The sequence below is a fragment of the Algoriphagus sp. PAP.12 genome, from assembly GCF_026652115.1.
GTDB lineage: Bacteria > Bacteroidota > Bacteroidia > Cytophagales > Cyclobacteriaceae > Algoriphagus.
Window position 1 is genome coordinate 1 of sequence record NZ_JAPPSQ010000033.1, and the last position, 24,758, is coordinate 24,758.

Annotated in this window: 13 protein-coding genes, 2 tRNA genes and 1 pseudogene; 9 read left to right on the top strand and 7 right to left on the bottom strand. The window is 36.5% G+C overall.

Annotated elements, in window-relative coordinates; all coding sequences use genetic code 11:
• Nucleotides 1-1,088: hypothetical protein (locus tag O0V13_RS20670; RefSeq protein ID WP_268036924.1), on the top strand; the 1,088-nt coding region annotated here is incomplete at its 5' end.
• Between the two features lie 26 nt (nucleotides 1,089-1,114).
• On the opposite strand, the gene O0V13_RS20675 is transcribed toward O0V13_RS20670, so the two are convergent.
• Nucleotides 1,115-1,486, bottom strand: coding sequence for an HNH endonuclease (locus O0V13_RS20675; protein WP_268036925.1), 372 nt, complete (start codon nucleotides 1,484-1,486; stop codon nucleotides 1,115-1,117).
• Entirely contained in the window at nucleotides 1,476-1,967 is a 492-nt protein-coding gene (locus O0V13_RS20680) for a hypothetical protein (protein ID WP_268036926.1), read from the bottom strand. The genes O0V13_RS20675 and O0V13_RS20680 overlap by 11 nt, the downstream gene beginning before the upstream one ends.
• Before the next feature lie 664 nt (nucleotides 1,968-2,631).
• Between O0V13_RS20680 and O0V13_RS20685 the strand changes: the two genes are divergently transcribed.
• The gene (locus O0V13_RS20685) at nucleotides 2,632-3,420 is read left to right on the top strand and encodes a hypothetical protein (RefSeq protein ID WP_268036927.1); all 789 of its coding nucleotides are present in this window, start codon (nucleotides 2,632-2,634) and stop codon (nucleotides 3,418-3,420) included.
• A 21-nt stretch (nucleotides 3,421-3,441) separates the two neighbouring features.
• Here the strand turns inward: O0V13_RS20685 and O0V13_RS20690 are convergent, their stop codons facing one another.
• Nucleotides 3,442-5,253, bottom strand: a complete 1,812-nt coding sequence (locus O0V13_RS20690) for a DEAD/DEAH box helicase family protein (protein ID WP_268036928.1) — start codon at nucleotides 5,251-5,253, stop codon at nucleotides 3,442-3,444.
• An 814-nt stretch (nucleotides 5,254-6,067) separates the two neighbouring features.
• On the opposite strand from O0V13_RS20690, the gene O0V13_RS20695 reads away from it, so the two are divergent.
• A complete protein-coding gene (locus O0V13_RS20695; RefSeq protein ID WP_268036929.1) occupies nucleotides 6,068-7,294 on the top strand; it encodes a hypothetical protein in 1,227 nt (408 codons plus the stop codon).
• Here O0V13_RS20695 and O0V13_RS20700 read toward each other — a convergent pair.
• Together O0V13_RS20700 and O0V13_RS20705 are read right to left on the bottom strand one after the other, a co-directional pair.
• Nucleotides 7,278-7,751 (bottom strand): hypothetical protein, encoded by a 474-nt coding sequence (locus tag O0V13_RS20700; protein ID WP_268036930.1) that lies wholly within the window; start codon nucleotides 7,749-7,751, stop codon nucleotides 7,278-7,280. The genes O0V13_RS20695 and O0V13_RS20700 overlap by 17 nt on opposite strands.
• A gap of 12 nt (nucleotides 7,752-7,763) precedes the next feature.
• Nucleotides 7,764-9,065 (bottom strand): tyrosine-type recombinase/integrase, encoded by a 1,302-nt coding sequence (locus tag O0V13_RS20705; protein WP_268036931.1) that lies wholly within the window; start codon nucleotides 9,063-9,065, stop codon nucleotides 7,764-7,766.
• A 481-nt stretch (nucleotides 9,066-9,546) separates the two neighbouring features.
• Here O0V13_RS20705 and galE point away from each other — a divergent pair, with 481 nt between their 5' ends.
• From galE to O0V13_RS20720, 3 genes are all read left to right on the top strand, one after another.
• Nucleotides 9,547-10,557, top strand: coding sequence for a UDP-glucose 4-epimerase GalE (gene galE / locus O0V13_RS20710; protein WP_268036932.1), 1,011 nt, complete (start codon nucleotides 9,547-9,549; stop codon nucleotides 10,555-10,557).
• A 195-nt stretch (nucleotides 10,558-10,752) separates the two neighbouring features.
• Nucleotides 10,753-10,826 (top strand) — tRNA-Asp (locus O0V13_RS20715).
• A gap of 27 nt (nucleotides 10,827-10,853) precedes the next feature.
• Nucleotides 10,854-10,927: transfer RNA gene (locus O0V13_RS20720), tRNA-Asp, on the top strand.
• 44 nt (nucleotides 10,928-10,971) lie between these two features.
• Here the strand turns inward: O0V13_RS20720 and O0V13_RS20725 are convergent.
• Together O0V13_RS20725 and O0V13_RS20730 are read right to left on the bottom strand one after the other, a co-directional pair.
• Nucleotides 10,972-11,658, bottom strand: coding sequence for a LytR/AlgR family response regulator transcription factor (locus O0V13_RS20725; protein WP_268036933.1), 687 nt, complete (start codon nucleotides 11,656-11,658; stop codon nucleotides 10,972-10,974).
• A gap of 116 nt (nucleotides 11,659-11,774) precedes the next feature.
• Nucleotides 11,775-12,527 (bottom strand): LytR/AlgR family response regulator transcription factor, encoded by a 753-nt coding sequence (locus O0V13_RS20730; RefSeq protein ID WP_268036934.1) that lies wholly within the window; start codon nucleotides 12,525-12,527, stop codon nucleotides 11,775-11,777.
• An 84-nt stretch (nucleotides 12,528-12,611) separates the two neighbouring features.
• Here O0V13_RS20730 and O0V13_RS20735 point away from each other — a divergent pair, with 84 nt between their 5' ends.
• The 3 genes and pseudogenes from O0V13_RS20735 to O0V13_RS20745 form a co-directional block, all read left to right on the top strand.
• Entirely contained in the window at nucleotides 12,612-14,960 is a 2,349-nt protein-coding gene (locus O0V13_RS20735) for a sensor histidine kinase (RefSeq protein WP_268036935.1), read from the top strand.
• A 195-nt stretch (nucleotides 14,961-15,155) separates the two neighbouring features.
• The gene (locus O0V13_RS20740; RefSeq protein WP_268036936.1) at nucleotides 15,156-17,444 is read left to right on the top strand and encodes a T9SS type A sorting domain-containing protein; all 2,289 of its coding nucleotides are present in this window, start codon (nucleotides 15,156-15,158) and stop codon (nucleotides 17,442-17,444) included.
• A gap of 402 nt (nucleotides 17,445-17,846) precedes the next feature.
• Nucleotides 17,847-24,758, top strand: a pseudogene (locus O0V13_RS20745) (hypothetical protein); the annotation flags it as partial.

Below are 24,758 nucleotides of genomic sequence, written 5' to 3' on the forward strand. Positions count from 1 at the left end.
GAAATGGTGGGGTGATAGGAGCTAGAACAATCACAGCTTCAACAGGGATTTCAATCACTAATGGAAATGGTGTTTCTGGAAACCCAACAATCACCAATTCAGATAGAGGTTCAAGCCAAAGCATTTTTAAGAACATAGCAAATTCAGGAGGTACTACACAATTCAGTGCAAACTCTAATTCTGATTCAATCAGATTTGCTGCTAGTGGATCTGCTTCAGTTTCCTTTAATGCTGCTTCCAAGACCATTACTTTTTCAGCAACTGATACTAATACAACTTATAGTGCAGGAAGTGGACTTTCACTTTCTGGAACATCCTTCTCACATTCAGATACCTCTTCTCAAGCTTCAGTGAATAACAGTAATGGTACAGTGATTCAAAGTGTCACCTTGGATACATACGGCCACATAACAGGGCTTTCAAACATTAATTTAGATGGAAGGTTCAGAAGAATAAACAGTGGAATAAACAGCTCGACTGGTGCTTTTAATGCAGATGGTGGTGCAGGAAGTATTGGGTATGGTTTATTTTCAAATAATACAGCAGGTGGAACTTTACCAACTTCTTATAGTGGAATCTTTACTTTTCAAGGTGATGAAGATGGGAGAAACTTTGCTTTTTATAAAAACAATGATACAACTGGTAGCAACTCATTCTTTGTTGGACTTGCCAATGGTGCAGGTGTTTTAGCATGGAGAGAGGTCTGGCATTCTGGAAGTTTACCAGATCCATTTAGCCTTACTAGTGGTAATGCAATTTTAGCCGATAACACAAAGGTTGGAAATGGTACAACTGGTGCAGATGCCTATGTTAATTTTAGTTCTACTGGTGCATTGACTTTAAATTCTGCTACTGGATTAAACACCAACTTTACCCATAATGGAAGTATCACTGCAGCTATTAATGAAAGTGGTATCACTTCCTATGAAGGTATTAGAACCTTGAATCCTAATGCAACTTCCTTTGCTTCTTATTGGAGACTAGGAGGAGTTTTTGGTGGTGCTGGTAGTTCACCAGATAACAGGTTAAGAGTTCAAGTAGGTAATGTGGTTTATGACATTCCTGCAATTTATGTTACAACTGTTTAACGCAAAAAGGCACTGAATTACAGTGCCTATTCTTTTAAAAATCTAAGTAGTTTCTTCCTAGCTTCAGGACTACAAATAAACCTAAGCTTTCCATCTTCCATTTCTTTTACAAACCTCACGAAGCTTCTAAAAGGTCTAGTAGTAACTGTTTTCTGTCGATGGCAATTGTTACTTCCTTGATGCTCACATAAGCTTTGTAAATTGAGTGGTTCCAGCTTCAATTCCTCATTCACTTCAATTGGAATGATATGATCTACCACATTTGCAGGTGTTACTAATCCGATTGTTTCACAAAGCTCACATATTGGGTTTTGCTCCAACTTCTCTTCTCTTAAAGCTCTCCATTCTTTCGATTGATAAAATGGATTGACCTTTCCCCAACTCCCTTTAGTCTTCATAGAAATCTTCCAGTTTAATGCCTTGCTTTGACAGGTAATTCTTAAACTTCACCAGAATTCGGTTCACCTTCTTTCTAGTGGTAGCATTATCCGAATAGTCTGTCTCTTTGTAGGGGATCTTCAGGAACTTGACATTGTAAAACAAATCCAAGTCCTTCTCCTTAAAATCAGAAACCTCTCTAAATTCATTAAACAGGTGAATTATCTTTTGGGTGTCACAGGTAGAAGTTTCTAAATCCTGAAATTTATCAAACTGCTCTTGATTTTCAATCCTTTGGTACTTGTTGTTAAGCCTTTTCAGCTTATTCATGTGGTAGACTACAAGGTGATTGATTCTCAATTCATTTCCTTCAATCTCAGTAATGCCTTCTAAATGAAGGTTGAAAAACACTTCCTGTGCTATATCTTCTGTATCTGCATTCTTTTTACCTAATCTCTTTATTGCTAGTTTCTGGACAAAATCAACTAGGTTCCTGTCCATTGAGGTTACTGTTTGAAAAGTAAATAAAGGCCTGTAGACCAATAAAAATCAGAATTGATATGAAGCCATAGCTTATAAAGAAAAGGCTCACTACTGGCAAAAAATAGTCTATTACAGCGAAGAAAGTAAAGCAGGTAAAAAGTAAACTGACTACATAAAGTCCTGCCAGAAGCTTTGCTATCTGTGTTTTTAAAAAATTCAAATTCATAAGAGTTTTCCCATTCGTGTTAAGGTTGCTAGTGATGATTTAATGATTATCTGGATTGTAAATGCTAGTGCTATGAAAAAGTAAGCGGCACTTGGGAGGCTGAAGAATACTACAAGTAAAGGGATTAATAGGAGTAGATGTAGTACAAAAAATATCTTCAGTTTGGTGATTGGTTTTGGTTGAAGAAAGGAGTGTAGCCTTTCCTTTAAATCAGGTGGTTTTTCCATAAGGTTATAGGTTGGGTTAAGTTAAAATGATAATGCAAAGGTAGTGAAAAATGATGATTAAAACTAATTAAATAGGTGTTTTTTAATCAAAAAAGTATGCGTAAAGTGCAGAAAATCAGTTGTTTTTGGTGAAAAATACCCTGTACTGGGTATTGTATATGTCATGATAATGTAAAATCTTGTTAGTGCATTAATATATTTTCTTAACTCTATTTTTAAATAATTCGATATGAAAAATTTATTCCTGATTTTAATGTTACTTCTTTCATTCAATTCATTTGCTCAAAATTCTAACTCTGCTTATGAGTTTAATTATGCGATTCAATTAAATGAGTGTCTACTTGATGGTACTGTAACTGGTAATAATGAGATTATTACCAAGGGAGTTGAGTTTGAAATTTCTAGAATTGAATCTAATGGTGATTTGATAATTAATATTTTAAACTTTAAGGGTGTCGCTAAAACCGTTGGACTAAATGCTAAATATGTATATGATACAAATGGAGCTCAGAAGTATTTTAAGCTATCTAAATCTATCTTTGATGATGAAAACCAAGTAAGTGAATTGCTTCCTAGAAATAGCTTTACATTCGGAGCATTAACAGTACCAATTAAATTAAGATTTGGCTCAGGAAAAGATAAAGATCCCAGAAGGTACTTTGATTTCACAAGCGATGTAAACATTGGAGTTTCCGCAGGTCATAAGTTTAGACCATATCGAAATGAAAACTTTGCAGTTAACTTTCTATTTGGTTTCAGTGTAACGAGTGTTGAAGTTGATCAGGAGACAACAGGTGATTTTGTAACAACTAATACAAAAGCTGCTGCTTTTACTCCAAACGCTAGTATAGTTTTTGAAACTAAGGATTTTCAAATTGGAGCATTTATTGGCGTGGATATACTTTCAGGAGAATTAGGTAGTAATTGGTTGTATCAAAAGAAACCTTGGATTGGAATCGGCTTGGGCTATGGAATCTTTTCAAAGGATAAAAAAGCAAACTCTCAAAAGGGGCAATAATATTGTTACTATGATTTTAATTTAACCCAAAACAACCTTCTCCCTAATCAAAACAAAACCCTCTACAGACTTTCCATTTACCTTTCTTGTTGTCCTTTTTCCTTCATAGAAGTTAAGGATATCTGAGGCTTTTCCTTTCTTATCAAGGTTTAAATCAGAATAGATTGATTCAAAAACAGCTTTGATTTTATAAGTTGGAACAAAATCACCTTTATTGATTGTTGAATTGAGTTTTAGATACTTTAGAATCCTTACTGTTTGACTTGTTGTGAGGTCTTTGTTAACCAGTCTTCTCTTCACATTAGCAACCACGAAGTTCATTCTCCTGATTTCTTCAAAACCCAATTTGCTGATAGCTTCAGCTAGGAAAGGGTAGGAGGCATTAGCTGAATTAATTACATTTTGTCGGCAAAGGTTGAAATGATCATCCCAAATAGCTTCTACCACCTCAACAGTATCTTTAAAATTGTTGCCTGCCTTGATGATTTTTAAATCAGTATCATCCTTATAAAAGCCCTTCAGTTTAAATCCAGAATTCAAGTACTCAGTACCAAGATTGACTTTTGTAGCGTAAATGCCTCTAGTAACCTTGTAGTTGTACAAGTCCAGTTTGTGCTTATTGTGGTCAAATTTTATTTTCCCTTCATCTAAATAGTAAAAGCTTGGATTCAGTTCATGCTCCTCTGAAAAAGTGTCTGACTGCTTAGATGGGATGTTGAATGCCTTTACATGAACGTCAATTGCAACATCAGCCATCCCATTTAAACTTTCAACATAAATACCCTGATTGTCCTGAATCTTCTTGTATTCATTTAGGTATTCTTCATAAGTCAAATCCGAGTATCTGGTATGCTTATAAATGTGAATTATGGAATTAATGTATTTAGTATCTCTAACACGTCCTGCAATCTGGTTTAGATCCGTCTCAATAGAAACTAGGGTGTTTGAATTAGATGGGCAACTGACAACAAATAGCTTTGCATCTTTATCATAAAAATCAGCTCCTTCAAAAGCTGTTGATGTAATGAGGTTTATTTTCTTTTCTTTATCGGTAGAGCTTCCATTACTAACTTTTAGCTTTTTAGGGCTGTATTTGCTGTAAATCAACCTGCAGTTACTGTTATTGAGCTTACAGGTAGTTACCAGCTTTTCAATCATTGTCACACTATTTAAAAAGAAGTATGCATTGCCTTCAATCATTCCATCTAGAAATTTATTGATAATACCTGCTGTGGTTTTAAGTACACTTTTTTCTGCAATCACAGGTTTTACAGTGACTTCTAGGCTTGTTTCCCAATTAGCAATGGTTCTGTCCACTGCCTTCAATTCTTCTAAAATAAAGGTGTCTTCTAGCTCCGTAGCGGTCATAAAACAATAAGACTTGAATTTATAAAAGGAATCAAGGATGTTTCTCACAGCCTTTGCCCTAAAAACAGAATGCTTGAAGAGTAGGTGGTATTCATCTACTAGAAGGTTGATATCATAACCAGTTGCCTCAATGATTTTGGGTAAACTGTCGTATGTCACCATGATTTTCTTTATAGGACTAGTCTTTAAGTATTCTTCTATTTCAGATTTAGAAACTCCACCGTAAACACCTAGAATTTGATGTGGATAGAAATTCTTGTCCTCTAAAGACTGAGTGACTTTGTTTAGAATTAGGGGTACATATGGTACTGCAATGATGTAATCTTCATTGTTTCTAAGTGCAATTGATGTGCCTCCAGCACCTACCTTTCCTTTATTGAATAAGCAATTCTTTGGAAGCTGGTCGTTTAGAGCTTCATTTAAATAGGTGATTTCCTTTGGGATGTTGATAGTTGTTGTCTTCATGATTTTTAAAATGAGGGTGAAAAAATGTGATCGAGAAAAGTTATTATTATAGGGCTCGATCAGAAAAATCTAGTCGTTTAATCAAAAAATATAAGAGTGAAGCACTCTTATATTTAATAATCTAATCTGTTTGGGTAAAATGGGGGTTTTAAAAAATCTAGTTTTTTCTAGTAATTAGGAAGTGGTGTGAAGCTCAGTAAATGAGTGGCTGTAACTAGAAACTTTAATCAGTATTACCTAGAATTTAAAAATCTAGTACTTTTTTAAAAAGTAAAGAAGGGCTGGCTTAACCCTTCTTAGAAGTATCTGATATGACCGTTAAATGTTTGATTTTAACAATACAAATATAGGTTGTTTTTGTCTGAAAACCAAGAAATTAGGTGAAAAAATTTGAGAAGGGAAATTCGGGATTTGGGGCGGTTTGGAGGGCGGGTTTAGGGGGCAAAGGATTTTGAAATTGAAATAGATAGTCGAAATAATTGAGTGTCTAGGTTTTTTTATTTAGAATTAACTTATATTGCTTTTACTAAAGCCCATAACTGTTTAAATATGAAGTTTAAAGATGATGATAGGTGCCATTATTTGGTTCAATTAAAAAGTTTTCAAATTGGAAATTATAATTTAGATATATTTTTTTTCAGTCATCGGATTCTTGATTAAGGTGTTTTGATTACATTGCTTTTATTAATTACTGTTAAAATGGTTTGTTCATAAAGTTTGAGTTTTGTGTGATGGAATACTTAGAAGATTGTCATTTTATCAATGATCTAAGAATTGTTCAAATTCAATTAATTTAAATTAAAAATATTAGGTTTTGAGTAAATTTTTAAATTTCGAAAATTTGAGTCCTTTCGATAAAAAAACTCTGATTTTACATATTAAATCATTTTTTTTATGGTTTATTTTGGGGGGTTGGCTATTTAGGGTGGATGAATTTGTTTTTGAAAGTTTTTATAGTGTTTATCCTTTTTTGAGGTATATCGTATTTGTTTTATTATGCGTTGTGGTTGTTGGTGTTTTTGTTAAGTCACAATGGTATTTTATATTAATAGTAATATTTTACCCTTTTTTGATAATCTTTTGGTTTCTTCCTAAATTTATATTTTACAATTTTAAATTACTTGTTTTCTATGAGTATATTATTACTTGTTTAAATTGGGTTATACATTGGAGGAGGTTTGTATTTAAAATTGTACTTTTGTCAAGTTCATTCTTTGTGTTTGAGTTTTTGAATTCGAAAATCGCTTATTTATTTTTATTTTCTTGTGCATCATATTTTTATTGGCCATATTTCTTTAAGTTTTTTTTTAATAGATTCAAGAAAGATTCCAGTCTTGATTATTTGTCATTAGATAAGAAATTTCATAAACTTCTATCTAGTTATAGTTTTGATAAAAGTCTTTCAAAGATTTTGTATATATATCCTGAAGATAGTGCGAATATTAATAAAGTTGATAAATCAAAAAAAGTAAAATTTATAAAAAATAATGAATCCATTGAAAGAACTATAATTTCATTAAAATGCTTAGAGTCAATAAGATATGATTTATCAGGTTCAAAGATTAGTAGCTCGTATTCTTATTTTATTGTTTTTAAGATTTTTTCCTATCTTTTTATTTCTCTGATATACTTTTGGATCTGTAATTTAACATTGTATATTGTTGATGATGGATCTTTTATATATAAAAATGATTCAGTTGGATTTGATTTCTTTTATTATACTTTTAAAGGATTGACTTTTGGTGATATTGAATTGATTAAACCTAATTCGACTTTAGCTAGGATTATTGAAATGATTTCATTTTTCTTTGGGGGGATTTTAGGTTTAATTTATTTGATCTCAGTTTTTGTAAATATAAAACATGAAGAATTTAAGGAGAGAGTGAATTATTTTATTAGGTTAATTGATTTAGAGCATAAGATAGTTGATCAGTTTTTGTCTAAAAAACTTAGGATTAATATTGATGATTATTTATTAAAACATCCAGATTTCGAGATCAGACTTAAAAAAGCATTGAATTTTGTTAGGAGGCTTTTATGAATTTAACTGTAACTTCCGATGTAGATATTAATATAATTTGGCATATATTATGTCCAAGCTTTCTTGCCCATTTTCCTGTTGGAGTCTCAAATGCTGCAGCTTCTTCAGTTAGTCCTAGCTTTAAAGCTTCTTTAAAACATTTTAAATTTGTTGACATCCCATTTTCAAAATCATTAAATTCTCCACCAGAATGCCAACTTCCTGTAATTGATTTTATATTTGTAATTCTGTTCAATTCTTGATATATTTTATTAAAAGCGTGGAAACCTATCCCTTTATTTTGTGATTTTTTATGAAATATTTTAATTACGCTTAAGAAATCACCTCGTTCATTTGCAAACCCTTCAGCAGTTCCAATAATTGTTTTTTTGTTGTCATATATGTCATATGATTTGCTCAATTTATTTTCACTAGAAGTTTCAGTATAAGTTAATTCTGTATTTATTGATTTGTCCATATATTTTATTTTTTAAAAACCTAGTTCTACATTCTTTAGTAAATTCGAACTTCCATCCATATTAAAGTCTAGGTACCTCATGGTGGTTTCTACTTTGGTATGGCCTAATTGATCCCTTACAAGCATCACATCCTTTGTAAGGTCATATAAGAGGTGTGCAAAGGTCTTTCTGGCTGTATGGGTAGTAACTACATCACAAAGGTTGAGATATTGCTGTCCTTTCTCTGTATTGTGGTATATCTCTCTCATGTTGTCCCTAAGTAAGTAGGCTAGGTGTTTTCTTACTGATTGGGTTTCATTGTGAGAATAGGAGAAGAGAGCAGTTTCATTTTTGAATTCAGGGAATTTCCAGTTTAAGGATTCTGCAATGTCGAATAGGTAGTTGTTAATGCAGTAAACAGTTGCTGTTTTAGTTCCTTTGTCTTGGTGGTAGGTGAAGGTTGTAGAGTCTTTTTGAAGCCTGTTAAGGTTGATGTTGGTTTGATTCATGTCACCAATTCGCATTCCGCAAAAGCATCTAAAAAGAAAGTGCTTGATGTTTCTTTTATCTGCAGGTGTTAGTACTGGTGCTTCTGGGTCTGGTTCAGTTACTGGTTCGAAGACAAATTTGTAAAGTGCTTTAAGTTCAATAGTATTTAGAGCAATGATCTTTCTTTTGGTTACTGCCCACTTAGTATCTTTCTTTACGAACTGCTTTATTTCTTGATTGTGTAGTTTGTTGTAGTGGCCAATACATGCATTTACGTTGGTAAGGAAATTTTTTGCGGTGCTATCCTTCTTTCCTTCGCTTCTAAAGAATTTAACTATTTCACTTTGAATCAAGGTTGCTTTCCTAGAAAGGTCATTTCCAGAAATTTTGTATTTAACTGATTGTTCGAATTTATCAAGCAAGTTGCTAACTGACCTTAACCTTCTTTTGTAATTAGGGGAGTAGGTGGGGTCATCTTCCATGTAGTCTCTATAACTTTTGACAATATTGGATAGAAGAAGAGATTGATTTTCTAACTCTTGAATTGATGTACCCCTTATTGAAGCTTCTACAATTAAATCAATGTCTTCTGCATTGACATTCCTTTCTCTTTCAATTAATTCAATTTGCTCACTAATGAATTTTAATTGGGCATTGTGCTTTTTAAACTGAAGGTTGGAACGCCTTACTTGTTGATCTTCTTGATTCCAGTCTTTACGACTACAAGAAATACCTAATCCTTTAACCTTTGGTTTACCAGTTTCTGCTAGTCTAACCCTTAGAACAATTGAGTTAGGCTCGGTGGGTTTAGTTTTCCCTGATTTAAGGTAAAATAATGTCTTCATAGCTTTAATTTAATTGCATTTAAAGATAGTGAAAATAGTGTAACAAATAGTGTATAAAAGTGCTTGGTGTATCAAAAAGTGTATCACTAAAAAGTGCCTTTAAACGCAAATTTGGCCGTTTTTACCCCATTTAAGATTATCTACTGAGATCATGTATTTCTAAGCTTTTTTTGAAGCGGCAAAGATAGGGATTTAATTGTTTCTAAGAGATTGAAATGGTAGGAAATTCCAAGGCTATTTGGTTAATGGGAAATCAGATTTTTTCAAGGATTTATTTGAATATCAATGATATAATTTGCCTGTTCTGGCTTTTGGAGTTACGATAGTGGAGGAATAGAATCCGAATTGCAAGGTCTTGTTTTGACAATTGAATCAAAAGCCAAACAAATTAAAGCCTGGATTAATGAGAATAAAATCCTGTTTCATTCCCCTAATCCTATTTTTTGGATAGTTTTGCTTGCTCAGAATTTTTACCATTAGCATGAAGAAAATATTGATTACAGGTGGTGCTGGATATATCGGATCCCATACTGCTGTAGTGCTGGCTGAGGCTGGCTTGATCCCTGTTATTTTGGATGATCTTTCCAATTCAAGTGAAACTGTCTTGGGAAGATTGGAGGAGATTATTGGTTCTAAGCCGATTTTCTATAAAGGAGATTGTAATGACAGGGCGATTTATGAGGAGATAACTAAGGAACATGAGATTTCCGGTGTAATTCATTTCGCTGCTTTCAAGGCAGTAGGTGAGAGTACCCAGCTTCCTTTGAAATACTATCAAAATAACATTGGTTCTTTGTTGGTTTTGCTTGATTTCATGCAAGAAAAAGGGATCAAGGATATCGTTTTTTCTTCCTCATGCACTGTGTATGGTCAGCCGGATGTGCTGCCCGTGACGGAATCGACTCCAAGAAAGGACGCAGAGAGTCCCTATGGAAATACCAAAAAAGTCTGCGAGGATGTGTTGGTTGATTTTGTGACTAGCAAACCTGGTATCCGTGCTATTTCTTTGAGGTATTTTAATCCTGTAGGAGCTCATCCTTCTGCTAAAATTGGGGAGCTTCCAAACGGAACACCAAACAACCTGATTCCTTATATCACCCAAACTGCTGCGGGAATCCGTGAAAAGATCACAGTCTTTGGAGATGATTATGATACTCCGGATGGGTCTTGTATTCGGGACTTTATCCATGTGATGGATCTAGCTGATGCGCATATGAAGGCATTGGAGTATTTGTCTCAGCAAGAGATGGATTTTTATGATGTCTTCAATGTGGGTACTGGGAATGGAAATACTGTATTGGAGGTAATCAATACTTTCGAGAAGGTCAATGATCTAAAATTGAACTATGAGATAGGGCCGAGAAGAGCAGGAGATGTGATCAAGATTTGGGCAGATACTCAAAAGATCAATTCTGTTTTGGGTTGGCAGCCATCCTATTCCTTGGAGGATTCGATGAGAGATAGTTGGAATTGGCAAAAGGGTCTAAAGTAGGCTGATTGGAATAGAAAGAGAGCTTCAAATTTCAGTTTGTTCCAAAAAATAGCTCGAGACAAGAAAATTTATTTGACTGAAAAAGAAGTGAATACAAAATGAATTGAGTTTTTTTCTTTCAAGCTTTTGCAAAAAGAGATCAAAACAATACCTTTGCATCACTCAAAACCAAGGTCAAAAGAGATCTGGTAACAAGGAGCGGTAGTTCAGCTGGTTAGAATGCCTGCCTGTCACGCAGGAGGTCGCGGGTTCGAGTCCCGTCCGTTCCGCAAATATTTTATTGATTTACTCCATTAGGAGCGGTAGTTCAGCTGGTTAGAATGCCTGCCTGTCACGCAGGAGGTCGCGGGTTCGAGTCCCGTCCGTTCCGCATTAAGCCCCGAAGTAATTCGGGGCTTTTTTGTTTTTTTTACCTCAAAGAATTGTCAAGTGATCAATCAGCTCTTTTCTATATTTTTTACCCAAAGGGATGCTGTAGTCTTGGATTCTAACTTCACTTTGATTCATCTCAGTAAGGAAGTTCAAATTGACTAAATAGGATTTGCTTACTTGAAAGAAAATTCTACTTTTCAATTTTTGAAGTAAATCTTTGGTGGTAATCCTAAGCATATAGGATCGGAGTTCACACTGGATTTTGGTATAGCTTCCCTCTAACTGAAAAAAAAGGATTTCCCGAGTGTAGATTTTTTTGATCCACCCATTTTCCCGGATAAACAGTTCATTGCTGGATTCTTGCTCCTCTTTTCTTGGAAAAATAGGGGGTTCTGCTCCTTTTTCTACATGCTTGATTTTAAATGCAGAGTTCGGAAAGGGGATAATGTCTAATACCTGATGATTTTGTTTGAGCTTATTTAGGCAGCTCAAGAGTTCTTCCAAAGTGCGCTTTGAATAAAAAATACCTGAAAGCGATCCCGGGCTTGTAATCGCTTTGGGGGAAGGCTGAAGATAGATAGGTCCGATCGGAGAGACTTTGATCAGTTGAGGAGAATCAAAAGGGATGAATCCAATGGTTTCAAATTGAAAAATTCGCAATAGCTCCCTTAGTTTATTCTCTGGGAAGTTTATTTCCTCACTTCCTAGGTTTTTGATCAGTTGTTTCATAGAAATAAAATTTAGATCAAGGGACTTTTACCTATTTACGAAGTAGAAAACCAGATTGGATTTAGGTCATTAAAAAATCTATGAGTTAGTTTTTTTTCAAGGGAAAGTAAAAGGGATTAATTGGTAATCTTATTCACCATATTGATTAACTCTTTGTAATAATTCCTTCCAATTGGGATTTCTGAATCCAAAATTTTCACTGTTGAAGAATTAAAAGCATCGATCTTTTTTAGATTGATGATGTAGGATTTGTGGACTCTATGGAATTGATCTTCATTCAGTTTGCTCAAGATCTCTTTGGCAGTGTTTCTCAATGTGTATTGTTTCCCTTCTGCGTACAATTGGGTATAGGTACCTTCAGCTTTTATCCACTGGATATCATCAATTTTAATCTTCTTCAACCATCCGTTTTCTCTTATAAAGAGTTCATCAGGAGTGTTTTGTGTTTTTATAAGGCTAGTTCGGTTATCGATCAGTTCATCTGATTTGTAATTGGCGATAGCCAACTCAATTGTTGTAATCAATGATTCTTTGGTGAAAGGCTTCACTATAAAGCCATCGGGATGAAGGTGTCTGACTTTAGATATGACATCTTTCCCTGATGCAGAAGTAATGAAAACTATCGGAACTTTAAATTCATTTCTTAAGTCATGGGCTAATTCTATCCCCGTTTTACTTCCTTTAAGCTTAATGTCAATTAAAATTAAATCTGGAGGAGTACCTGAAATGTATTCCATTACAGAATCAGCAGAATCAAAAATTCTTAAAATTTCATACCCGTTTATTTTTAAGAGTTCACTGATGTTTTCTGATAAATTTGTATTGTCTTCTATAAGAAGTATTTTGGTTTTTAAATTAACTGCTTGCATTAATTTAATGAATAGTTTTAATTATTTGTCTGCTCCTTTTTTTATGAAAATTGAATAATTCAATTTATTGAAATTCCTTGAAATATGGATGAAAATCAATTTAATGATAAAATAATAACATATCCAGATAACGAAGATATTGTTTTTTCTCTGAAGGATGATTCTATTATTAAGTTTTCAGTTAGATTAAAAGAAGTGTTTCCGGAATTTCCATGGGATACTATCACCTCTTTAAGTGATTTTGAAAAAGTGGCAAAGCTCCCGGAACAATTTGGTGCGAGGGTGTTGAGCTACCCAAAATTTGTCAATATTAAAGCTAGTTATATACTTAATAATAAGTCGGTAAATTTATTAGTTAAAGAGTTGGGGTGGTATAATGTCAATACTAACACCATCCATATTTTAATTTATCCGGGGCAAATTGAAAGTAATTTTACAGCATCTTTTAAAGAGGTGGTTAGTTATATGGAGAGGCTTCAAAAACCAGCTGTGCTTTTTGATTATAACCTTGAAAATGTGTTTTCCACTAATTATGAGTTGATCGAAATATTATGTGATCCACTATCCACTCTAGGAAATGGTTTTCAAGTAGGGGATTTCTTTTTAGACCAAAATGTATTTGAGGATATTTTGATCTGGAAACTTTCTGAGTCCATTTCTCTGACGAAAGATTTACTTCTGAGACTTAAAATTCCTACAGGAAATTGGTTTGAAGTTACTTTTTCCAAATTAAAGGTAGAAGGTTCCAATTATATTTTGGCAGTGCTGAAGGATGTCGACAGTCTGATCAAGGTTCATCAAAATCAACTGAAGAAGAATCTTATTCTTTCTAGATTGACGGAAGTTCAAAACCTATTTCTGGCAAAAACCCAAGATTTTGATCCCTATAAATTGTTTCTGGATGCAATTCTGGATGTTTCTTATGCGAATTATGGATTTGTTGGAGAGGTAAGAAAAGGTCTGGATGGGAAAACTTTTATGAAAATCCATGCTGTAACTGATTTTGGAGATCAAGGGAGAGCTTCAAAAGAATTATTGAAAAAATTGGAGGATGATAATTTCCTTTTTAGGCATTTTGATAATCTTTTTGGTGCCTGTATAAAAACCGGGCAAGTAATTAAGGAAAATAACCCCCCTTCAAACCCTTATTCTAGCAATAAAGTAGTCAACGGACATCCTAAAATCACTAATTTCTTAGGAATTCCTATTTTGAATGGGAAAGAAGTCGTAGGTCTAATTGGTTTAGGGAATAAAATGGGAGGATTTACCGACTCAGATGTTGAAGATTTGAAGCCATTTGCTACCACTTATTCTGTGATTTTGAATGCCTTAGACAATGAGGAAAGAAATCAAGAACTTCAAAAAGAATCTTCGGAAAAGGCCTTAATCTTATCTACGGTAGGAGATCATTCCCCAGATACTATTGTTGTTTTAGACCGTGATTTTCAGTTTAAGTTCTTATCTCCGAGCTATATAAAGCATTTTGGAAGAGGAATTGAGGAGAAAGAGGCGAAAAGAAAGATCCGGTCTATAATTAATAGGACTATTTCCCCAAATTATCTGCAGGCGAATCAGACGTATAGGTCTCGTTTAAGAATAACAAATTTGGAAGGAGAACATAGATGGTTGGAAACGTCCATTAATATTTTTGAAGAAGAGGATAAAAAAAAGATTATCGCATTTATAAGAGAAGTGACACTTCAGGTTAAATCTGAACATAGTCTGAAAGCTTCCCTTAAAAAGGAGCGTCAGTTTAAGATGTTTCTTTCTGAATTTATGGGAATTGTAGCCCATGAGTTTAAAACACCTCTTGCCACTATTTTATCCAGTCTTGAAATCTCTGATTATTACCTGGGGCAGGTACAAGGAGAAGGGTTTGAAAAGCTTAAACATCACTTGGAAAAAATAAAAATTGAGTCAGATACTCTTCACCGAATAGCAGTGAATTCTTTGGAATATGAACGGTTTGTGGAAGAAGAGGTAGTCCTGAAAAGAGAACTTTTTTCACTCAATGATTTTGTCGAAAAGGTTATTTCCCAATATGGATTAACAGACCAAGTTCTATTTGTAAGTAAAATGCCTAAGGAGTTTCAGGTTAACTGGGATAGTTTTTTGATGCAAACCACCATTGTGAATTTGATCAAAAATGCAATCAAATTTAGTAAAGGAAAGGACCGACCGATTATTTCTATACATTCAGATAAAAATGGCTTTTCTATTCATGTACAAGATTATGGAATAGGAATCTCGTCAAAAGACCTTCCATATATTTTTACTCCATTTTATAGAGGAGGGAATGCCAATGATATTGAAGGGACAGGATTGGGGCTTATTGCAGTAAAGAATTTTGTAAAGTTGCATGGAGGTGAAGTGGAAATAAAGTCAAAAGTGAATGAAGGTACTTTAGCAATTATGACTTTTTACAATGAATAAGTTGAAAAATGTTATCGAAAGGTTGTTTTTTGTTATCGAAATATAAACAAAATATTATTCTGTTGTTTTAAATGTGATATTATGCCTTTTGTATACTTTTTAAAAGGCTTCATTTGTTGATTTTGTTTAGATATTTAGTCTGTTTTGACAGCTTATTTATCCCTATAGATTTGTATTGAAGTATACAGTTTTGGGATGTCAATATCATATAGCACAGGTGGGTGTATAAGAATCATTTTTATAGCATTCCTATGCTTTGTATTTAGAACAGTAAACGCATCAGAACAAGTTGCTGATTCGCTTTTTTATTCGACACCAACTTATGTTTCAAATCCTTCCAATGCACTTGCAGATAATGGAGCCTATGCAAGGATGAGAACTAGCCCTGGGGTTGCTATTGGAATTGGCGCATATTCTAGTTCCTTGGAAATTGGCTTTGATTCCGAGCTTCCTGCAAATACAGTTACTTATGTCCGTATCGGTTCAGATGATGAATCCCTTTTTGAGGTTTTATTGGGTGGGAGTTTAGGAGACTTTCTAGCAGATGTATTAGGGACAGTTCTATTAGGAAATCAAACCATAACTATTCAAGCTAAAAATTCTTCGGGTACAGTGGTTTTGGAACGAACAAGTAATCAGGGTTTTGATTCTAACTCATTTAGGTTAGTTACAGATGAATTTGGAAATTATTACCTAAGGATTCAACCGGATCAGCCTTATCAAAGCATTCGATTAAAAAATTCCTCAGGCGCACTAGCCGGACTTGGTTCTGTATATAACTTGTATGTTTACCATGCTTTTTATTACGATACTTCTTCTGGTTGTGATAAGATTCCAACGTTTACCAGCCACGACAGATCCGGAATTTCTATTGATGTCCTTGACCTCAATTCTCCTATAAGCGATATAGAGAATGCTATAGATGCTGATTTTGAAAATACTTATTCGGAATTGTCGCTGGGGTTATTAAGTGCCCTTGGAGCTACTTCTGAGCAGCTTTTTTATTTTGATACTCCTGTTACACCTGGTGATCAGGTATTGGTAAGCCTGGGCACGACAGGTTCCCTAGTTGATTTGGGACTTTTTAATTTTGTTGAAATCGTGGCTTATTCCGAAGGTGCAGAAATTGCTTCTGTTTCTACATCAAGCCTTTTAGACCTGGACTTGTTGGGACTTTTGGAATCTGGGGAGTTTTTCCAGTTTCCGATCAGTAGTGATAGTTATGCTATCGATCAGATAGGTGTTAGGATTTCTTCTTTAGTAAGCTTAGGTGCAATAAGTGATGTTTTGAAAATATCAGGTGTTTATTCTACTCCCGCACCTCCAGAATTTGTGGACCTTGGAGAGAATTCTGAATATGTGATTTGTGAAGGTGAGGCATTGACAATTGGACCGGAGGTTAAATCTGGGTTGGTTTATAATTGGTCTCTTGATTGGGGTGGGGATGTTTTTATAGGTCAATCTGAAACCTTAACCCTTCCAGCCAGTCAGTCCCCAGGGACCTATACATATTTTGTTAGGAGCAGTTATGCTGCATGTTCATTTGAAAGTTTGCCTTCTCAATTGATCGTTATTATCAACGCTCAATCTGAGGTGGAGTTTATGGAAATTTTTCCATCGGGAGAGGCGACAATTGATGAGGAAGGATATTACGTTTATCAAGAAGGAGAGGATCCTGTGATTCTTACTCCAAGCATGCCTGTTGCTGGGACTAATGGAGTCTATTCTTGGTACATGGATGAAGACGAAGGTGAATTGATTACCGATGGGTATGAAAAAGACGGCATTTCGTATTCAGTTTCGAGCGATGGCACTTTAAGTATTGAAGGTCTTCCATTTACCGACTCCTCCAATCCCATTGTTTATTATGTGAATTATGCTGCGGATGAAAATTGTCCTGCAGACACTCCTGCAAGTGTAAGCCTCAATTCGATTCTTAGAATATTAAATGTGGGTTTGAAATCTTTCAGCGCATCAATTCATGAAAAAGGAATTTTAATTAAATGGGAATTTTCAAAGGTTGACCCAACTCACACTGTAGAATTAGAAAGGTCAGGTAAAGAAATGGAATTCAAATCCATATTTAGTTCGGATGCAGGGCCTTCGACTACTTCTAATTTTTTGGATATAGAACCACTAGAAGGATATAATTATTACAGAGTAAAAGTGATCAATCCTGAAGGAGAGGTGAAGTTTATTTCTTCCTTACAATCGACCCTTTGGGAAAGATTTAAATCTAAAGCGTTTGAGGTTTTTCCAACCTTTTTTGAGGATGTTATTTCCATTAAAAAACCAGCAATAGAAGGTGTTGTTCGATATCAACTTTTTTCACAACAGGGGAATTTGATGTCCTCTGATGTTCTCGTTTGGGAACCTGGAAATCCAGTGGCTACCATTTCTGGATTGAGTCAATATCCTTCTGGAATCTATATTTTGAGGGTTTCTCAAGGGAATTCCATGCAGTCATTTTCCTTAATCAAATGATGGTCGATATAAAAAGAGTATATGACGAATGTTTGGATTACTATTTTTTGGTATTGCATAACACATATATACTCTTCCCTTACAGAACTATGTAATCCTGTTTTTAAGGATGTTTGAATGCCTAAATTAGATTAATTATTGGATCAAAATAAACCTGCGTATAGAATAAAGTTTACACCTATTAATGTTGGTAAAAGACTGTAAATAAGGTATTTAAAAGTTCGGGGTCTACCTGATGTGAATTCCTTATTATAGGTTGCTTTTAATTGTGTTTTGACTTTTTTCTATTGTGTTTTTTTGATCAAAATCTAACCAATAAGATTGCTATTTTTCTACCTTTTTCAATGTTTATTATAGTAGAAGAATAGTGGTCTCCCTGATTTTGAAAATTAACATACCACTATGTATAAGTCCGAAATTGTTTCATCAATAAGGTGTCGGGGGCTAATGAGATTTTTCTCTGTTTTTAGCCTTGTAATTTCATTCCTATTTCTCAATCCTACACTTGTATCAGCGCAGGCTACCAAAGTTCTGGCAACGGGAATTTCATTTTCCAGTGGAAACGATAAGCCAATTAATCAGCCGACGGTGATCAATTCAACCAATGCCTTGGCTGATGATGATCAATATGCAAGGTTGTTAGCGAGTCCAGGCCTTTTATTAGGAGGTGGAGCTTATGACGGTGTCATAGAGCTTTCATTTGATTCGGATTTGCCAGCAGATACTTGGTCCTATGTTCGAATTAATGCTGACTCGGACCTATTGGGTATTTTACTTGGAGGTACATTAGGTGAACTCTTGGGTGATGTAGTTGGAACTTTGGCTTTTGGAAATCAAGAAATTGAAATACAAGCTAGAAATAGCGCTAATACCATTGTTTTTTCGCAATCCAGCGGTAATGGATTTAATACAAGTAGAGTTCGACTTGTCCAAGATGGTGATGGTAATTTTTTCTTGGCAATCAGACCAGATGCTACCTATGATCGGATCAGGATTACTAATAGCTCATTTTCAGTCCTAGGATTATTTACTGAGTATACTTTAGATGTATACAATGCTTTTTACCTAGAAGGAGAAGATATATGCGGTGAATTTAGATTTACATCTTTTAATGAAGAAGGTGTTTCTTTAGACCTTTTGGATTTAGGTGGATCGGGTGTAACTGATGCAGGTAATGCGGTTGATTCCGAACCTAATAGTTTTTCTCAAATTAGCATTGGTACCTTGGGAGTAGGAGCGAATGTCTACCAAGAAATTCATTATGAATCACTTTCTGATCCTCAGGACTATTTCAGAGTCAAACTTGATATAGCAAATCCAGGAGTACTAACTGCTGATCTGATCGGAGGTATAGAAATCCGTGCTTTCAATGGAACTGATCAAGTTTTTGTAACCAAACTGAGAAGTGGACTGATCAACGGGATTGATGTATTGACGCTTTTGCAAAATGGAACTCCGGTTGACTTGGTGTATGGTCCTGGAAGATCTTTTGACAAAATAACAGTTGGCTATAACTCTTTGGTTTCTTTGAGTTTACTTTCAAACTCTCCAATCAGATTATATGAAGTGCAGCGATTTGGAGATCTCTGTCCTGATCCAAATCCAATTGTTTTACCAACTGCTACAGATCCGATGTTGAGCAATTCGGATTGTGATGCCACAGTCTTGGATTTCGAAAATGCGAACTTCCCTTTCAATACTGTTGATGGAAATAATGATACCTATACTACCTTGGAAGCTAGTTCCGGTGTGGCTTTGGGTGTTGGAGACTATGAAGGTTTCATAGAGCTGGGATTCCCTACCAGAGCAGCGGGAACCACTTCTTATGTTAGAATTGATTTTGATGAAGAAGTCCTATTGGGACTTTTGGATGGATCAGTTGGGCAATTGCTCGGTGGAGTTATTGACAATGTACTTTTCGGAAGCCATTACTTTACTATAGATGCTAAAAACAACGGTTCTACCATTCTTTCTAGCTCCAGCAATGATGGATTTTTTAATGCTCCTGTTCGAATTGTTCAGGACAAAAACAATTATTATTACGTTGCTGTAACTCCTACTTCAGATTACAACAGTATTCGAATCACCGAATCCTTAGGAGCTATTTTAGGCTTAGGGGAAACCAGAAACATGAATGTGTATCACGTATGCGCATCTACCGGATTCGAGCCATGCGAACAAGCGTTTAATACTTACTCAGAATCAACAGGTATTTCTTTGGACCTTTTGGGTCTTGGAGGAGCGGGAGTAACGGATGCAGGATTTGCAATTGATGGAGATCCAGCTACAGGTTCTGAAATCAGTATCGGGGCAGCAGGAATTGGGACATCAATTTATCAATACGTTGAATTCCATTCTTCTTCGGCACCGGAAGATCATTTCCGAGTGAAGATGGCATTAGAAGGTGGCAATACTCTAACCGCAGAAATTCTAGGAAGTATTGTAGTGAAAGCGTTTAACGATGGAATGGAAGTCTATTCCCAGAATTTAAGGGATGGATTGATTTCAGGGGTAGATTTATTAGGTCTACTTCAAAGTGGAGAAACATTAAATCTTCCATTTGGTCCAGGGCTAGCATTTGATCAGGTTGCTATCGGCTTTGAATCTTTGGTGAGTGCCAATGTGATAGCGAATCCGTTGACAGTATATAGCATTGAACGATTCAGCGATGCCTGTCCAGATCCAGAATTGGTGGATCCGGCCGAAACGATTCCTCCGTTCAATATATCAGATTGTGCAGTGGAAGTAGTGGATTGGTCCAATACTAATTTTCCTCTTAATGCAATCGATGGTCATAATGATACCTATGCCACCCTTTCTGCTAGTGCCGGGACAGCTTTGGGATTGGGTGCATATAGCAGCCACATTGAATTGAAATTTGCAGCACCTGTTCAGGCCGGTGAAACTTCCTATGTAAGAATAGATTTCGAGGATGATGAGTTAAATGCGCTATTGGGAGGAAGTCTAGGTGATGACCTAGCGAATTTACTTGGACTGGTTGCTTTGGGAGATCATTATTTCACGGTGACTCCAAAGACAGCTGGGGGAGTGGACATTTACACCGCGAGCAGTGCCACCGGTTTTGGAGGTCAAAGTGTAAAGGTAGTGCAAGATGGTTCGGGTAGGTTTTATATCGCATTTACCGCCGATCAGGCGTATCAATCAGTTAGAATAGATCATTTTTTGGCCGCATTGATTGGTGCCAATAATACAACTACTATGAGGGTGTATAGCCTTTGTAGAGAAACAGAGTTTGACCTTTGTGAGCAGGCAACATTTACTTCTTATGATGGAGCTGGTATCGCACTAGATCTGTTGGATATTTCCCAGGGAGGAGTCTTTAATCCTCAGAATGCAATAGATGGAAACTCCTCCAATTACTCCACAATCAATCTGGGAATAGCAGGAGTAGGAGCCTCTATTTACCAAGAAATTTATTTTAAGACCAAATCTCAGGCAACTGATGCCTTAAGGGTTCGGGTTCAATTGGATCAACCGGGAATTTTGAATCTGGATATTGCCGGTAGCTATAGAATTATTCTTTATGATGGGGATCAGGAGGTTTATAATGAGTCATTACAAAATGCACTGGTCAATAATCTGGACTTATTGGGATTATTGAATTCAGGTGGCCTGCAGGAATTGTTGATTGAGCCGGGCGTTGTTTATGACCGGGTTGCATTTGGCCTACAATCCTTAGTGGCAATTAATACCAGTGCACCAATTAGACTTTATGGAATCAGTAGAATCTCAGACGCTTGTCCAGATCCAGATTTTGAAACTCCTCCATACCTGGCTCCAGTCTGTGCAGAGGATTTGATCAGTGCCGAATTTGCGGATAATCTGGCTAACCTATTTGATGGAAACTTCAATAGCTACGCCACCATCCGATCGGAGGGAGGTACTTTGGGACTGGGAGCCTATTCAGGACATGTTGAAATTGGCTATGGAGATGGAGTTGTTATACCTGCGGGAACGACTTCATACATGAGAATCGATGCAGATACTGACCTATTGAATACCTTATTAAATGGTTCTTTAGGAACTGTTTTGGGAGATTTGTTGGGAGGAATTGTTTTGGGAGATCACTACTTTGATGTGATAGTCAAGGATGTCAATGGTATTGAAGTATTGGATGCCTCCAGCTCGGATTCTTTCGATGGATTCAATGATCAGGTTAAAATTGTTAAGGATGCTCTGGGAAGATTTTATTTAGCAATTACTCCACAATCTGATTACAACAGCATCCGAATTGAAGATCATACTGATGCACTTTTATTGGGGCAGGAGAACAGCATTAACATCTATGGTCTTTGCTATGATACTGGCATAGAAGCTTGTGCTACAGGTTTTACCACCTCTATAGAAGGGGATGGAGTGACTGTTGACTTATTGGATATAGGTAGCTACGGGGTAACCAATCCAGAACGAGTTTTGGATAACAATAACAATGATGATTATTCAGAACTGAGCTTGGGCACTTTAAGTGTTGCAGGTTCTATCCAGCAAAATGTTCAATTCAGACAAACTATCCCTGCAAACGGTACTCTTAAGGTAAAATTGGGTGTAGGAACCGGGGTATTGAATGCAGGGGTGTTTGGAAGAATAGACATTCTGGGGTATTTGGATGGTTCGGAAGTTTATAGTGAAACTCTTGAAAATGCTGTCATTGGAAATGTCAATCTAGTAGATATACTCAATAATGGAGCAGATGCGGAATTGAGATTCTCTATGGGGGTTGAAGTGGATGAAGTGGCAATACGATTGAGGTCGTTGGTCTCTGTGACGGCAGTACCTGATGTTAGACTTTTCTACATCGTTCAGGATTGTGATACCCCAAGTTTTGAAGCTTGGAAAAGTTATGTCATCGATGGGGATCCTTCTTTGACTTCTGTTTCAGGAGGAGAGACTGTTCAATACACGATTCATATCAGGAATACAGGAACTGTTTCTATGCTGGATTATCAGGTGAATGATGCAGTTCCAGCCCATACCACTTATGTACCTGCCAGTGGTGGGACAGAAGCAGGTGGTGTGGTGAGTTTTGATGGGATTAACATTGCTCCTGGAGCTTCTGAAACTTTCAGTTTCTCAGTTGTAGTAGATGAAAACCTTACAGGAGTAACAGAAATTTCAAATGTTGCTTTGATTCAGGCCAATGATGCAGATCCTGGATATGAAACCTATCCTCCATTGGATAATGAGAATCCTACCGACCCAGATACAACAGGTGATACGGGAACAGATATTCCTGTAACTCCGATTTTTGACTTGGTTTCTTGGAAATCCTATACTGTCGATGGCGATGCAAGTATTGGAGCAGTAAGTGGAGATGAGACTCTTGTTTATTCCATTTATGTAACAAATACAGGGAATCAAGATCTCAATAATCTCACTATTTCAGATTTGTTACCTGCGGGCGTTAGCCACGTTTCTGGAGGAACATTTGATGGAAGTGCTGTCAGCTTCATTATTCCGAGTCTTGCTGTTGGAGAAACATCTGCAGCCTATTCATTTACTGTTCTTGTTGATACAGATCTTACAGGAATAGATCAAATCCGGAATGTGGCAGTAACCTCTTCCACTGATATACCTTCTGGAATAGAATCATTCCCTCCTGTGGATAATGAAAATCCGACAGATCCCGATACCTCTGGACCAACAGGAACCGTAGTCGATGTGACTCCGGTCCATGCAGTTCAATTCAATAAGGTAGGTGTAAGTAATAATGCTGTTAGTACTGGCACCGCTGCAATTGGGGATCAGATCACCTATACACTTTCAATTACAAATGTTGGAAATAAAGCATTGACCAATGTTCTGATTGAAGATCCGATTCCAGCAGGACTTAGCCTGATAGATAATGGTGGAGGAACCGAAAATGCCGGGACCTTAGAATTTACCATTCCAACCTTGGCAGTTGGCCAGTCTGTAAATCTTCAATTCATTGTAGAGGTAATCTCTTTGACGGTAGGAGATCCAATAGTAAATATTGCTGAGGCATTTTATCTGGATGAGTCCAATAATCTAACATCAGTACAGGCCCAACATAGCATGCCAACAGATTGCATGCCAGTGGATGCTTCTAATTTGGATTTAGTTGCAAGTGATCCTGACATTTGTGTAGGAGAAGAAATTACACTGACTGCCACAGTAGTTGGAGTGAGCATTCCTGATCCTGTTATCAGATGGTATACCAATTCGAATCTTTCAGGTTCATTCTTTGAAGGCGACACCTATGTTGTTTCTCCAGCTGCTACTACAACTTATTATGTCATAGTGGAGGGAGATGGCTATTGCTTCAATAACCCACCAGCTGAATTGACAGTAACAGTCAATCCATTGCCGCCGACTCCAACTGCAGGGGGAGATGTAACGATCTCAGAAGGCTTCGGTACGGTATTGAATGCGAACTATGATCCGGTATCTGCCGATGTGGAACTGGTATGGTATAATTCTTCAGATGTAGAGGTTGGGACAGGGCCTAGCTATGATCCGGGCATTCTTCCGGTAGGAACCCATACATTCTATGTGGGAACCAGAAATACAGTGACAGGATGTTTGTCTGCTGGTCAGGACTCAGTAACAGTGACAGTAGAGCCGATAGGTTCGGTAGATGACTGTACAGTAGCGAATGCCCAAACAGTAGGAACAGACGGCTTGTGTCTCTTGTGCTTTGCAACGGATGAGGGTTTAGCGGTAGACGGTAATCCTGACACCTATAGCAGATTGACAGTTCCAGTGGGAATAGCGGGATCTATCTTCCAGACCCTGACATTCCCTACTTTGGGATCAGCAGGAGATTCAGTCCGAATCGGATTGGGAGAACCAGGCGGGTTATTGGATCTATCGGTTTTGTCTTCCATTCAAGTAAGCCTATATAATGGTAATACTTTGGCGGATCAATACACGTTGAATGATGCACTAATCAACCTGACATTACTTGGAGGAAGTAGAGCGACAGCGACCCTTCCGGCCACAGGAAGCTTTGATCGAGTTGAAGTAAGATTGACCGGTCTGGTCACCGCCTTGACGAGTCTGGATATTTATCAAGCTCAGATCTTGTTTGCCTCACCGACTGCTATCACAGAAGATGCGGTAGTGTGTCAAGGGGATATGGCGAACCTGGAGGCGACCCCAGCTGCAGGAACGATTATCAGATGGTATGATTCAGCAGTAGGAGGAACGATGTTGGCCGAATCGAATACCTATACAACAGTGGCCCTGAACACACCGGGAACAGTGACCTATTACATTGCCGTTGTGCGTGGTTCTTGTGAGGATCCAGTTAGAATTCCGGTAGATGTAGAAGTG

Coding starts and splice junctions, on each gene's coding strand:
- O0V13_RS20675 (WP_268036925.1), bottom strand. CDS start 1,486: ATGAAGACTAAAGGGAGTTGGGGAAAGGTCAATCCATTTTATCAATCG.
- O0V13_RS20680 (WP_268036926.1), bottom strand. CDS start 1,967: ATGGACAGGAACCTAGTTGATTTTGTCCAGAAACTAGCAATAAAGAGA.
- O0V13_RS20685 (WP_268036927.1), top strand. CDS start 2,632: ATGAAAAATTTATTCCTGATTTTAATGTTACTTCTTTCATTCAATTCA.
- O0V13_RS20690 (WP_268036928.1), bottom strand. CDS start 5,253: ATGAAGACAACAACTATCAACATCCCAAAGGAAATCACCTATTTAAAT.
- O0V13_RS20700 (WP_268036930.1), bottom strand. CDS start 7,751: ATGGACAAATCAATAAATACAGAATTAACTTATACTGAAACTTCTAGT.
- O0V13_RS20705 (WP_268036931.1), bottom strand. CDS start 9,065: ATGAAGACATTATTTTACCTTAAATCAGGGAAAACTAAACCCACCGAG.
- galE (WP_268036932.1), top strand. CDS start 9,547: ATGAAGAAAATATTGATTACAGGTGGTGCTGGATATATCGGATCCCAT.
- O0V13_RS20725 (WP_268036933.1), bottom strand. CDS start 11,658: ATGAAACAACTGATCAAAAACCTAGGAAGTGAGGAAATAAACTTCCCA.
- O0V13_RS20730 (WP_268036934.1), bottom strand. CDS start 12,527: ATGCAAGCAGTTAATTTAAAAACCAAAATACTTCTTATAGAAGACAAT.
- O0V13_RS20735 (WP_268036935.1), top strand. CDS start 12,612: ATGGATGAAAATCAATTTAATGATAAAATAATAACATATCCAGATAAC.
- O0V13_RS20740 (WP_268036936.1), top strand. CDS start 15,156: ATGTCAATATCATATAGCACAGGTGGGTGTATAAGAATCATTTTTATA.